8 protein-coding genes and 2 pseudogenes are annotated in these 12,786 nt (G+C 71.0%); 8 read left to right on the top strand and 2 right to left on the bottom strand.

Annotated elements, in window-relative coordinates; translation table 11 throughout:
• From CED_RS26420 to CED_RS20075, 5 genes and pseudogenes are all read left to right on the top strand, one after another.
• Window positions 1-118: pseudogene (locus CED_RS26420) on the top strand (GDP-mannose 4,6-dehydratase); the annotation flags it as partial.
• Window positions 119-239: 121 nt separating this feature from the next.
• Complete coding sequence (locus CED_RS20090; RefSeq protein WP_035913281.1) at window positions 240-1,592, top strand: hypothetical protein; 1,353 nt, start codon at window positions 240-242, stop codon at window positions 1,590-1,592.
• Window positions 1,589-2,926: a glycosyltransferase family 4 protein gene (locus CED_RS20085; protein ID WP_035913278.1), complete on the top strand. Its 1,338-nt coding sequence runs from the start codon at window positions 1,589-1,591 to the stop codon at window positions 2,924-2,926. Before CED_RS20090 ends, CED_RS20085 begins: the two co-directional genes overlap by 4 nt.
• A 13-nt stretch (window positions 2,927-2,939) precedes the next feature.
• Complete coding sequence (locus CED_RS20080; RefSeq protein WP_035913274.1) at window positions 2,940-7,784, top strand: alpha-(1->3)-arabinofuranosyltransferase family protein; 4,845 nt, start codon at window positions 2,940-2,942, stop codon at window positions 7,782-7,784.
• Window positions 7,785-7,986: 202 nt separating this feature from the next.
• The gene (locus CED_RS20075) at window positions 7,987-9,132 is read left to right on the top strand and encodes a HoxN/HupN/NixA family nickel/cobalt transporter (RefSeq protein ID WP_023842108.1); all 1,146 of its coding nucleotides are present in this window, start codon (window positions 7,987-7,989) and stop codon (window positions 9,130-9,132) included.
• Between the two features lie 76 nt (window positions 9,133-9,208).
• Here CED_RS20075 and CED_RS20070 read toward each other — a convergent pair whose 3' ends face one another.
• A complete protein-coding gene (locus CED_RS20070) occupies window positions 9,209-10,177 on the bottom strand; it encodes a pirin family protein (protein WP_011435498.1) in 969 nt (322 codons plus the stop codon).
• Window positions 10,178-10,566: 389 nt separating this feature from the next.
• Here CED_RS20070 and CED_RS20065 point away from each other — a divergent pair.
• Window positions 10,567-10,896, top strand: a pseudogene (locus CED_RS20065) (AAA family ATPase); the annotation flags it as partial.
• 341 nt (window positions 10,897-11,237) lie between these two features.
• Here CED_RS20065 and CED_RS23995 read toward each other — a convergent pair.
• Window positions 11,238-11,501 (bottom strand): hypothetical protein, encoded by a 264-nt coding sequence (locus CED_RS23995; RefSeq protein WP_011435496.1) that lies wholly within the window; start codon window positions 11,499-11,501, stop codon window positions 11,238-11,240.
• 191 nt (window positions 11,502-11,692) lie between these two features.
• Here CED_RS23995 and CED_RS20055 point away from each other — a divergent pair, with 191 nt between their 5' ends.
• Both CED_RS20055 and CED_RS21760 read left to right on the top strand, forming a co-directional pair.
• Complete coding sequence (locus CED_RS20055) at window positions 11,693-11,989, top strand: hypothetical protein (RefSeq protein ID WP_023842106.1); 297 nt, start codon at window positions 11,693-11,695, stop codon at window positions 11,987-11,989.
• A gap of 571 nt (window positions 11,990-12,560) precedes the next feature.
• Window positions 12,561-12,786, top strand: a 226-nt coding sequence (locus CED_RS21760; protein WP_084680882.1) for a hypothetical protein, incomplete at its 3' end; no start/stop codon positions are given.

Genomic DNA, 12,786 nt, shown 5'->3' with positions numbered 1-12,786 from the left:
GCGGGAGGTGTTGGGGTGGAAGCCGCGGGTGGGGTTCGAGGAGTTGGTGGCGATGATGGTGGACGCCGACGTCGCCACCGAGACGGAATCGGCCGACAAGGCACTGACAATCCGTTGAGCACCGTTCCCGGACGTACCAGGCGGCCGACCACCCCGGCGCGGGTGAACCGGCCCCACGCGGGCATTCCGTTGCGCGGGGCGGGGAGTACCCCTGCGTATGTCGTCGGGGAGGACTCCGCATGAAGCGCAATACCGCCCAGCCGGGCGGCGCGTCGGCCGCGATCGCGGCCGACGGCTGGACGCTGCGTAAACGCCTGAAACAGACCCGGGGCACCCGGCTGCGGGGGGCGGTGCGCGGCGCCATCCCGCTGGCGCTGGCCGGCCTGCTCGCCAACCTCGCCAACATGGGCGTCACGCTGATCATCGCACGCGCGCTGAGTACCCGATCCTACGGCGCGGTCGCCCAACTGATCGCGATCTTCTTCANCGTGTCCATGCCGGGCAGCGCCCTGCTCGTGGGGGTGGTCCGGCGGATCACCACCTGGCAGCACAGCGGGCAGTTGGACCTGGTGGCGCAGTGGGTCCGCCGGGTCCGCCGGGTCGGGGTCGCGCTCGTGCTGGTCGTCGCCATGCTCGCGGTGGCCGCTCGGGGCTTCGTGGCCCACGAACTGTCGCTGCCCGGTCCCGGCGGCGTCGCCGAGATCGTGACCGCCGGTGCCGCCTGGTGTCTGCTCTGCGTCGACCGGGGGTTGCTGCAGTGCGGCCGGCTCTATCCGGCGCTGGCCGCCAACCTGCTCGTCGACGCCGCGGTGAAGACGGTGTTCACGATCGGGTTGGTGCTCGCCGGTCTGGACGAGACCGGCGCGGCGATCGCCGTCCTGCTCGGTGTGCTGGCCGCCCTCGCCCACACGCGGTCCACGCTGCGCCGCCACCCGGACGCGGTCGTGGGAATGTCGCCCGAGCCGGGCTCGCCCGCGGCGCCCACGGCCCGGCTGGCCGTCGAGGTCGGCACCGCTCTCGTCGCGCTGGCGATGCTCGGCCTCCTGCAGAACATCGACGTCCTCATGCAGGGCCGGCTCGCCCCCGACCGGTCGGGCTCTTACGCGGCCGTCTCGGTGGCCAGCAAGGTGCTCGTACTGGCGGCGGTCGTGCTGGCCGGCTTCCTGCTGCCGGAGGCCGCCGATCGACGACATCTCGGACAGCACGCCCTCCATCAACTCGGAGCAACGCTAGCGATACTCCTCGTCCCCGCGCTGGGGCTGCTCTCCGCCGCTCTCCTCGCACCCGACACACTTCTCTCCCTGGCCTTCGGCCCTCGCTTCACCGATGCCTCCGGCGCGCTTCTCCCCTTGGCCGCAGCGATGACCTGTCTCGGAGCTACCGTGCTGTTCACCCACTACCTGCTCGCTCTCGGCGAGCGAGGCGTACTGCTGGCCCTGGGGCTGGCCGCCGCCGCGACCGTCCCCCTCATGCTGTGGGCGGACGGATCACCGACGAGCACCGCCCGCGCCGACCTCGCCTGCCAGGCCGTGCTGGCCATCGTCACCGGCCTGTCGGTGCTCGCCGCCGCCCGTCGGACGGCTCGGGCATGAGCGCCGCGAGCAATCGGCGCGGCCCCGGCGCGACGATCCCGCCGACCCCCGCGGGCCTCGTCGTGCCGCCGGCCGTCCCGGTCCCGCCGGGCCTCTTGGCCGCGCAGGTGGGAGCGCCCGGGATCGAGGCCGCGCCGCACCGGCCCTCCCTCGCCGAGCTGGTCGAGACTTCGGGGCTGCGCCGCGTGCACATGCTGGCCTGGCGTGACCTCGACGACCCCGAGTCGGGCGGGTCGGAGCTGCACGCCGACAAGGTCGCGGAGCTGTGGGCGCAGGCCGGCATCGACGTGAGCCTGCGCACGGCCGTGGCGTCCGGCCATCCGGAATCCGTCCACCGCAACGGCTACACGGTGGTCCGCAAGGCGGGCCGGTACTCGGTCTTCCCGCGCACGGCGGTGTCCNGCGCGCTGGGCCGCGGCGGGCCCTGGGACGGCCTGGTCGAGATCTGGAACGGGATGCCGTTCTTCTCTCCGGTCTGGGCCCGCTGCCCCCGGGTGGTGTTCCTGCACCACGTGCATGCCGAGATGTGGCGGATGGTGCTGTCCCCGAAGCTGGCCAGGATCGGCGAGACCGTCGAATTCAAGATCGCACCACCGCTGTACCGGCGTACGCGCATCCTGACGCTGTCCCCGTCGTCCCGGCACGAGATCATCGACCTGCTCGGCCTGCCGCCGCGCAACATCTCGGTCGTGCCGCCGGGTATCGACCCGTCCTTCTCCCCCGCCGGCGAGCGCTCGCCGCATCCCCTCGTCCTCGCTGTCGGGCGTCTGGTGCCGGTGAAACGGTTCGACGTCCTCATCGACGGGCTCGTCCACGCCCACGACGAACATCCGACGATGGAGGCGGTCATCGTCGGCGAGGGCTACGAGCGGGTGGAGCTGGAGAAGCGGATCTCCGCTGCCGGAGCCGGCGGCTGGCTGCGCCTCGTCGGGCGGGTCGACGACGACGCCCTGCTGACGCTGTATCGGCGCGCCTGGGTGCTGGCCTCGGCCTCGGCCCGTGAAGGCTGGGGCATGACGATCACCGAGGCCGCCGCCTGCGGCACGCCGTCGGTCGCGACGAAGATCGCCGGACACACCGACGCGGTCGTCGACGGCGAGACCGGCGTGTTGGTGGAGGATCCGGCCGACCTGGGCAAGACACTGGCCGGCGTGCTGACCGATCACGATCTGCGCGCCCGCCTGTCCGCCGGGGCGCTGGCGCATGCGGCGACCTTCACCTGGGCGCAGACGGCTCGCTCGACGTTCGCGGCGCTAGTCCGGGAGGCGGCCCGGCATCAAGGCCGCCGCTCCAGCGCGGCCCGGGCCGCGGACCTGGTTGGGCCGCACCGGTGACTGCGGTGATCCGGTGACCGTGACCACGTCGCCCTCCGGTCCGGCCTCGTCCGATCGCCCCGCTTCCGGTCGCCCCGAGTCCGGTCGCCCCGAGTCCGGTCCGGCCTCGGCGGCGATCCGCCGGCGGCGACCGCCCTCTTGGCCGACCCTGGTGCTGGCCGCCGTGGCGTATCTGCCGCTGCTGGCGACGGCACCGGGAAAGATCGGCGCCGACACCAAGGCATACCTCTACCTCGATCCGAGCCGGATGCTGCGCCGAGCGGTCTCCATGTGGGACCCCGGCATCGGCATGGGCACCGTCACCCATCAGAACATCGGCTATCTGTTTCCGCAGGGCGCCTTCTACTGGCTGCTGGATCTCGTCGGCCTGCCCGACTGGGTCGCGCAGCGGCTGTGGACGGGCTCCATCCTGTTCGGCGCCGGCACCGGCGTGCTGTTCTTGCTCCGCTCGTTGCGCTGGCCCGACCGCTTCGCGTTCGTCGCCGCGTTCGGCTACATGCTCTCGCCCTACATCCTGGAATACGAGGCGCGGATCTCGGCGATCCTGCTGCCCTACGCCGGACTGGGCTGGCTGATCGGCATCACCGTGCGCGGGTTGCGCGAGGCGGAGCCCGGCCGGGCCGGCTGGCGTCCCGCCGGATGGCGCTTCCCCGCCGCCTTCGCCCTCGTGGTCACGACGATCGGCAGCATCAACGCCTCCAGCCTGATCTTCATCCTGTTCGCCCCACTGCTGTGGATACCGTTCGCCGTCTGGGGTACCCGCGAGGTCCGACTCGGCGCCGCCGTGAGTATGTGCACCCGTGCGGTGCTGGTCGTCCTCGTCACGTCGGCGTGGTGGATCGCGGGGCTCTACACCCAGGCCGGTTATGGCCTCAACGTCCTCGCCTTCACCGAGACGATCGAGACGGTCGCCAGCAGCTCGCAGGCCTCCGAGGTGCTGCGGGGCCTGGGCAACTGGTTCTTCTATGGACAGGACGCGCTCGGTCCGTGGATCGGGCCGGCCACCCACTACACCCAGAGCATCTGGCTGATCGCGGTCAGCTTCACCATACCCATCCTCGCCCTGATCGGCGCCTCGGCCATCCGCTGGGGCCAGCGCGGCTACTTCGTCGCGCTGATCCTGCTGGGCACCACGATCGCCGTCGGCGTCTACCCGTACGACGATCCCTCTCCCTGGGGACGGCTGTTCAAGGACTTCGCCGAGGGATCGACGGCCGGTCTCGCGCTGCGTTCGCTGCCCCGGGCGGTCCCCATGGTGGCACTGGGCATGTCGGTGCTGCTCGCGGGCGGGCTCGCAGCTCTCTGGGAGCGGTACGCGGCGGCCGGTCCGACCGCTACGGCTGCCCCCGGTGGGCGGCCGGTCCGGTCGGGCCGGCGCCGACGGCTGGTTCCGCCGCTCGCCACCGGGGTGGTCCTGCTGTTGCTGGCCCTCGACATGTCACCGCTGTTCCGCGGCGAGTTCGTCGAGCCGTTACTCGAACGCCCCGAGCACGTCCCCGCCTACGAGACCGAACTCGCGCGCGCCCTGGACACCAGGAACAACGGCACCCGGGTGCTGGAGCTTCCCGGTGCCGACTTCTCCCACTACCGCTGGGGAAGCACCCTCGACCCGGTCACCGAGGGGCTGATGGACCGTCCGCTGGTCATGCGGGAACTCATCCCCTACGGCGAGGCGGGCAGCGTCGACCTGGTCCGCTCGCTGGACCGCCGGCTGCAGGAGGGGGNGTTCGAGACCTCCGCCCTGCCGGACCTCGCCCGGTTGATGGGCGTAGGCGACGTGGTGCTGCGCAGCAACCTCGCCTACGAGCGGTACCGGACCCCGCGCCCCCGGGCCACCTGGAACCTGTTCACCTCGAACAGACCGGACGGGCTGGGTGTACCACAGACCTTCGGACCGCCGGTTGCCGAGGATCCCGGCATCCCGTTCACCGACGAGGTCACCCTCGGCACCGACCCGTCGGTGCCCGATCCGCCGGCGCTGGCCGTCTTCCCGGTCAGCGGCGCGCAGCCGATCGTGCGCACCGCCACCACCGCGCGGCCCCTGCTCGTCAGCGGCAACGGGGAGGCGCTGGTGGACGCGGCGGCCTCCGGCCTGCTCGCCGAGCCAATCGCCGACGGGCGGGCGATCCTCTACGCCCCGGAACTCGCCACCGATCCCACCGCGATGCGCCAAGCCCTCGACGACGGTGCGGACCTGCTCGTCACCGACACCAACCGGCGGCGCGCCGAACGGTGGACGGGCATCCGGGAGAACTTCGGCTACGTCGAGCAACCCGGAGTCAGGCCGCTGGCGAAGGACCCGAACGACAACCGGCTGCCGCTGTTCCCCGATCAGAACGTCACCAGCGAGACCACAGCCACCCTGCACGCCCCGGGATCCCCGGCGAAGATCGCCGAGGTGACCGCCACCAGCTACGGGAACAGCTTCTCCTACGGGGCGTCCGACCGACCGGTCCGCGCGATCGACGGCGACCCGGGCACCGCGTGGCGGGTCGGCGCCTTCACCGACCCGACCGGGGAGGCCTGGCAGACCACGCTGGCCGAGCCGACGACGACGAACCAGATCCGCCTCGTCCAGCCGCTGACCGGGCCGCGCAACCGGTGGATCACCCGGGCGACGCTGACCTTCGACGGCGGCTCCCCGGTGACCGTCGCGCTCACCGACGCCTCCCGCACCGCCGCCGGGCAGGTCGTGCGCTTCCCCACCCGGGCCTTCCGAACGTTACGCATCCACATCGACGCGACGAACACCGGCCGGCAGCGCAGCTACGACAACGTCTCCGCGGTCGGGTTCGCCGAGGTCGCCATCCCCGGAGCGAACGGGGCACCGCTGACGGCCGAGGAGGTGCTGCGGATGCCGAGTGACAGCCTCGACGCCGCCGGTGCCGCCTCCCTCGGCCACCGGCTGGCACTGGAGGTGTCCCGGGACCGGGCCAACCCGTCGGAACCGTTCAAGCAGGACACCGAGTCGGTCATCAGCCGGTCGTTCTCCCTGCCCNCGGCCCGGACGTTCGCGCTCACCGGCACCGCCCGCGTCTCCGCCTACTCCCCCGACGATCGCGTCGACCAGGTGCTGGGCCGCCCGGCCACCCTCCCGGTGGTGACCTCCTCCGGCCGGCTGCCGGGATCGCTCGCCGCGCGGGCGTCGAGCGCCTTCGACGGAAACCCGGCCACCGCGTGGAGCCCGGGCATCGGCAACCCGCGAGGCAGCTGGATCCAGGTCGCCTCGCCGACCCCGTTGACGGTCTCGTCGATGACGATGTCGATCGTCGCCGACGGTCGGCACTCGATCCCGACCCGCATCGGGATCGAGGTCGACGGCCAGCGGGTCGGCGCGGTGACCGTGCCTGCGGTCACCGACACCTCGGCGCGCGGGGGCACCCGCGAGGTGACCCTCACCTTCCCGGCCGTCACCGGCAGCACGTGGAAGTTCGTCATCGACGATGCCCGGACCGNCACCAGCATCGACCCCATCAGTCGCTCGCCGCTGGCGATGCCGGTGGGCCTCGCCGAGATCGGGATACCCGGCCTCGCGACCGTGCCTGCCGCGGGCACCGGTCAGCCCACGGCGGGCACCGGTCAGCCCACGGCAGGCACGGCAGGGAGCACCGCGACGGGGCTGTTGCCGGCCCAGATCCCCGCGCCCTGCCGGACCGACCTGCTGAGCATCGACGGTCAGCCGGTGGGGGTGCAGGTCACCGGGGGCACCGCCGACGCGGTCAACCGGCTCGGGTTGACCGTCGCCACCTGCGGCCAGCCGGTCACCCTCGGCCCGGGGGAGCACGTGATCCGGACCGCCGACGGGGCCCTCGCCGGCATCGATCTCGATCGCCTGCTGCTGGCCTCGGACGTCGGCGGCGGCCCGTGGCTGAACGCGACCGGCGCCGCCTCCGCCGTCTCCCCCGCCGGGACCCCACCGGCCGCGACGGGCACCACGGGAACGACGTCGGCCGCCACCGGAACGACGGGCACCACCGGAACGACGGGCACCACCGGAACGACGGGCACCACCGGAACGACGGGCACCACCGGAACGACGTCGGCCGCCACGCCACGGGTGACGGTCCGATCGGCCGGCGACACATCCTTCACCGTCGACGTGACGGGGGCGCGGCCCGGTACCCCGTTCTGGCTGGTGCTCGCGGAGAGCCTCTCCCCGGGTTGGAAGGCGACCGTGGGCGGCGCCGACCTGGGCACCCCCAGGCTGGTGGACGGCTACGCGAACGGCTGGCGGATCACCCCGACGGCCGCCGGGTTCACCGTCACGCTGACCTGGACCCCACAACGGATCGTGTGGTTCGCCCTGGCGCTGNCCGCGGTGACGGTGCTGCTCTCCCTAGCACTGGTGATCTTCTACNCCCGCCGAGCCCGCGCGACCGTGGCCACGCGGGCGTCCCGGTCGTCCCGGTCGTCCCGGGCACCGGAGCCGGATCTGCCGACAGCCGAGCCGTGGTCCGTCCGGGCGGGGCGTGTCGGCCCGCGCACCACCGTGCTCGCCGTGTTGGGGATGGGTCTGCTCTCGGCGGTGCTGGTCTCCCCGGTAGCGGGGGNCATCGTCGCCTTGGCGACGGCCGTGGCGCTGCTCGTGCCCCGCGGCCGGCTGCTGACCCGCGTCGGCCCGGTGGTCTGCCTGGGCGTCAGCGCCCTGTACGTGCTGCAGGTGCAGGCCCGGCATGCGCTGCCGACGGACGGAGACTGGGTCGCCGCGTTCGGGAAGGTGGCGACGATCTCCTGGCTCACGGTGCTGCTGCTGGCGAGCGACCAGCTCGTCGCCCAGCTGCAACGACGGCGCGAGGCGGGGCAGCCGGGCCCGCCGTCTCCCCGGACGGGCCCGGGGGAGGAGCCTCCGGGCCACTGAAGGTCGGGCGAGCGGAGATGCCCAGCGACCGGAGATGCCCAGCGACCGGGGCCGCGGCTCGCGGCGGCGGCAAAGCTCCGCATCATGGATGCTTCTGCAACTTAGTTGCAGAAGCATCCATGATCTGGTTATCGTTCCTCTGCCCGCCGCACAAAAACTTCCCCGTCCACGTCGGCGGGTGCACCGCGAGGGGAGCCCTGCCATGGTCGCGCAGGCCGGCACCATGCCGAGGGGGGGTCTTCCCGCCCGGGTCCGCGGGGCGCTCGACCGCCGGGAGTGGGCGCGTGTCGGCGGCATGGCCGCGGTCATCGTCGGGCTACACGTGATCGGCTGGGTGACGCTCACGGCAATCATCGCGCCGCACCACTACCGCTTCGGCGCCGACGGCCAGGTCTTCGGGGTCGGTCTCGGAGTCACCGCCTACATCCTCGGCCTGCGCCACGCCTTCGACGCCGACCACATCGCCGCGATCGACAACACCACCCGCAAACTCATGACCGACGGTCAGCGCCCACTGTCCGTCGGCTTCTTCTTCTCCCTCGGCCACTCCACGATTGTGTTCGCCCTGATGCTGCTGTTCAGCGTGGGCGTCCGCTCCCTGGCCGGGCAGATCGAAGCCGACGGCTCGACCCTGCACGACATCACCGCCTGGATCGGCACCGCCGTCTCCGGCGGCTTTCTCTACGCCATCGCCGCGATCAACCTCGGCATTCTCCTCAGCATCATCAGGGTCTTCCGGGACATGCGCCGCGGCGGGTACGACGAGGCCGGCCTGGAAGAGCAGCTGAACTCCCGCGGGCTGATGAACCGCGTCCTCGGCCGCTTCACCAGGGCGGTCACCCGACCCTGGCAGATGTACCCGCTCGGCGTGCTGTTCGGTCTCGGCTTCGACACCGCCACCGAGGTCGCCCTGCTCCTCCTCGCCGCCGGCGCCGCCGGAGCCGGCCTGCCCTGGTACACCGTCCTCGTCCTGCCGATCCTGTTCGCCGCCGGCATGAGCCTGCTCGACACCATCGACGGCTCGTTCATGAACTTCGCCTATGCCTGGGCCTTCTCCCAACCGGTCCGCAAGCTCTACTACAACATCACCATTACCGGGCTGTCCGTCGCGATCGCGTTCCTCATCGGCAGCGTCGAACTGCTCGGCATCCTCGCCGAGAAGGCACATCTCACCGGCGAGTTCTGGGGCTGGATCGCGGGTCTGGATCTCAACGTCGTCGGCTACTTCGTCGTCGGCCTGTTCGTCGCCACCTGGGCCGCCGCTCTGCTGGTCTGGAAGTACGGCCGCATTGAGGAGAGGTGGGCGACGGGCCGGCCCGAGGACGGCCGGGTCGAACCCACCGGCTGACCGCCTGGCGTCCGGTTCGGGGACCACCGACAGCACGGGCCGGGCGGCCGCCCCGAACCCCGGAATGCCGTCGGGTTCAGGCGCGATGCGGCATAAGTGCGTTCGCCGGAATGACCCCGAGCCGGCCGGCCTGATAGTCCTCGACGGCCTGGCGCAGTTCGGCCCGGGTGTTCATGACGAACGGGCCGTACACCTCGACGTGTTCCCGGATCGGCCGACCGCCCAGCAGCAGGACCTCGAGGTTCGGCGAGGACGCGTCCTGCCGGTCGTCCGCGGTGACACCGAGCAGATCCCCCGTTCCGAAGACCGCGAGCTGACCGGCCCGGATCGCCGTGGCGTCCGGGCCCACCGTCCCCCGGCCACCGAGGACGTAGGCAAGGGCGTTGAACTCGGGGTTCCACGGCACGTGCACCGCCGCGCCGGGGGTCAGCGTCGCGTGGACGACGGAGATCGGGGTATGCGTGGCACCCGGGCCCCGGTGGCCCCCGGTGTCACCGGCGATGACCCGCAGCAGGGCACCGCCGTCCGGTGAGGACACCAGGCAGACCTGGCCACCCTCGAGGTTCTGGTACCGCGGCGGGGAGAACTTGTCCTTCGCCGGGAGGTTCACCCAGAGCTGGACACCGTGGAACAGGCCGCCGCTGACGACGAGCTCCTCCGGCGGCGTCTCGATGTGGAGGATGCCCGCGCCGGCGGTCATCCACTGGGTGGCGCCGTCTGCGATCAGTCCGCCGCCGCCGTGCGAGTCCTGGTGCTGGAAGGTTCCGTCGATCATGTAGGTGACGGTCTCGAATCCGCGGTGGGGATGCCACGGGGTTCCCTTGGGCTCGCCCGGCCCGTAGTCGACGGCGCCCATCTCGTCCATGTGGATGAACGGATCCAGCTCGGCGAGCCGTGCTCCGGCGAAGGCCCGACGCACCGGGAAGCCCTCGCCCTCCAACCCGGTGGGCGCGGTGGTCATCCTCCGCACCGGACGGTCGACCTCGCCGAGCACGGGCTCAGCCAGCCGCGGCAGACGGACGGTATCGGCGGTGACGGCAGGCATGTCGTCCTCCTGGCGGGCTCAGGTCGCAGTTCGAGCAGTTCGAGCAGCTCATCCCGGCGCCTCTACTTGTAGATGCAACTACCAACCCGCGCAACCACGGGCCACCCTCGATCCTTCCCGCGAATTTTTTGATCATCAGGGCACGAGCGGGAATCGTTCACCCTCAGCGATAAACCCTGGGAACAACGGCAAGCTGAAAGGACTTCAGTGTAGGTGACTCAACTTCCTCACGTCAGGGTGGACCACATGCCACAGATCCGGGTGCTGCCCGTCCTGCCCATTGACGACGCCGTCGTGCTACCGGGCATGGTCGTGTCTCTCGACATGTCCGATGGTGAGATCCGAGCCGCCGTCGAAGCCGCCCGTGCCGGCGGATCCCGCGGCGCTCCCGGCGCGGCGGTGCCGTGCTGGCACTCGCCGGTCCGCCCGGCGTCGGCAAGACATCACTCGGCGAGTCGATCGTCCGGGCCATGGGCCGGTCGTTCGTCCGGGTCGCCCTCGGCGGCGTGCGGGACGAGGCGAAGATCCGCGGTCACCGGCGGACCTACGTCGGCGCGCTGCCCGGCCGCATCGTCCGGGCGATCCGCGAGACGGGTTCAATGAATCCGGTGGTGCTGCTCGACGAGGTCGACAAGCTGGGCGCCGACTACCGGGGGGACCCGACGGCGGCGCTGCTGGAGGTCCTCGACCCCGAGCAGAACCACACCTTCCGGGAGCATTAACATGTCGAAGGTACCATCAACGTATGGTAATCACACCAGGCGGGGGGAATACGCCCAGCAGCGCCACGGACTGACCCAGACCGGGCAGGCGCTGTGTCGTTCGAGAGCGGGCTACTGACCGGCGGGATACGCCCAGCGGCGGTACTAGTGAGGNCCAGGGGNAATGTGGCATGATGGAACACTCGGAAACGCCGCCCCGCCGACCTGAACCCATCAGACCCGGCCCAGCCGGACCACAAATCCCGAATACACGAAAACAGGACACGAATCCGACAACCCGTGCTCCCACGTGGCCAACGGTCCACCACTCCCCTCCATCCCGCCGGCCCGTGGCTATGTCAAGCGATGCCCATTCGGTAGGCCAGTCCGCGTAGATCACGTCCTCCGACGTTCGCTCTGGCACGCTGGAGCATGACGGCAACAGTCTCCCGCACGAGCGGGTGAGTCCGGACCAGCTCTGGCGCGAGCCGTTCCGCTTCGCGGAGTACCGCGAGGGCTTGTTTGTCCTTGCCGCGCGACTGGGCAAGTCCTCGGCCGAAATCGGTGAGGAACTGTGCGCGGCGACGTCCGGAACCGAGCACCGACGTATCCACACCACGCATGATCTCGGGTGCCTTCCCGCCGTCGCCCCGCTCGACTGCGATACTTTGGACAGGCCAGTCAGGCCGGCAAGGGTCTCAAGGGTCATGCCCCGGTAACGGCGACACGAACGGGTACGCGCGCCGATGGTGGTCGGTGCCTCCGGGCTCTGGCCTTCCTCGCCGCGTGCGGCGAGGACCCGGACACGCCGCATGTGCCCAGCCACACCATCGACCTGGGCTGGCACACCTTTCTGCTGCACACCAAGGAGTACAAGCTGTTCTGCCGGCAGGTCGCCGGCCACTTCATCCACCACGTGCCCGACGACGCGCCACCCGACCGCAGCATCAGCGCAGCCAGGCACGCTCGTACGATCACCCTGATGCAACAGGCCGGGTACGCCGTCGACCACGAACTGTGGGCGAAGTGCTCCACATGCTCCGACGAGGGCAACTGCTCGGCAAGCGGCAAGGACGGCGACGAAAATAAGGGCAGCCGGGTCCCCAAGTAGCGGAGTCGAACTTCCCATGAAGTGGAATGATCTGCCGACGCAGGTCCGCGACGCGGTTGAGGCGCAGACCGGACCCGTCACGTCCGCCGACTCGGTGGACGTCGGGGACGGCTGCGACCTCGCCGCGGTCGTGGATGCGGGTGAGCAGCGGCTGGTCGTCAAAGGCGTCCACGGCGGCGGCCGGCGAGCACGCTGGCTCCGTAACGAGCACACGTTCGGACACCTCGCCGCAGGAATCACGCCGAGTCCACGGTTCGCATGCCAGGTCGATGACTGGCTGCTGGTTGGCTTCGAGCATGCGACCGGCCAACCAGCGGACCTCATCCCCGGCTCTCCTGACCTACCCCGCGTCCGGGACGTCGTCAACGACATCTCCCGCCGGACCGGCGAGGGTCTGCGCTCGCTTTCCGATCGATGGCGCAACACGGGTTGGTGGGNGGATCTAAAAACGCTTCCAGCTAGAGTTTTCCCCGATTGGGACGTAGCCACCGCGGCCGTCCACGCGGGCGCTGTAGTCGACGCCGTGGCCGGGAACCGGCTGATTCACACCGACCTTCATGCCCACTAGTTCATGATCAGAGAGGACCGTGTCTGGGTGGTCGACTGGGGCTGGCCGGCGCAGGGTGCCGGCTGGGTAGACGCCGCGTTCATGGTGATCCGTCTCATTGGCGCCGGACATACCCCCCAGCAGGCCGAGCAGTGGGCGGCGGGGCTGGACTGCTGGGCTGGCGGCACCGACGAGGACCGGACCGCCTTCGCCTGCCACGTGGCGGGACTGTGGAGCATGCGAGCGGCGC

This window comes from Frankia sp. CeD (assembly GCF_000732115.1).
GTDB classification, from domain to species: Bacteria; Actinomycetota; Actinomycetes; order Frankiales; family Frankiaceae; genus Frankia; species Frankia casuarinae.
The sequence above is the reverse complement of the archived record's forward strand: the minus strand, read 5'-3'. Positions and strand labels throughout refer to the sequence as shown.

Coding starts and splice junctions, on each gene's coding strand:
- CED_RS20075 (WP_023842108.1), top strand. CDS start 7,987: ATGGTCGCGCAGGCCGGCACCATGCCGAGGGGGGGTCTTCCCGCCCGG.
- CED_RS20070 (WP_011435498.1), bottom strand. CDS start 10,177: ATGCCTGCCGTCACCGCCGATACCGTCCGTCTGCCGCGGCTGGCTGAG.
- CED_RS23995 (WP_011435496.1), bottom strand. CDS start 11,501: ATGCGTGGTGTGGATACGTCGGTGCTCGGTTCCGGACGTCGCCGCGCA.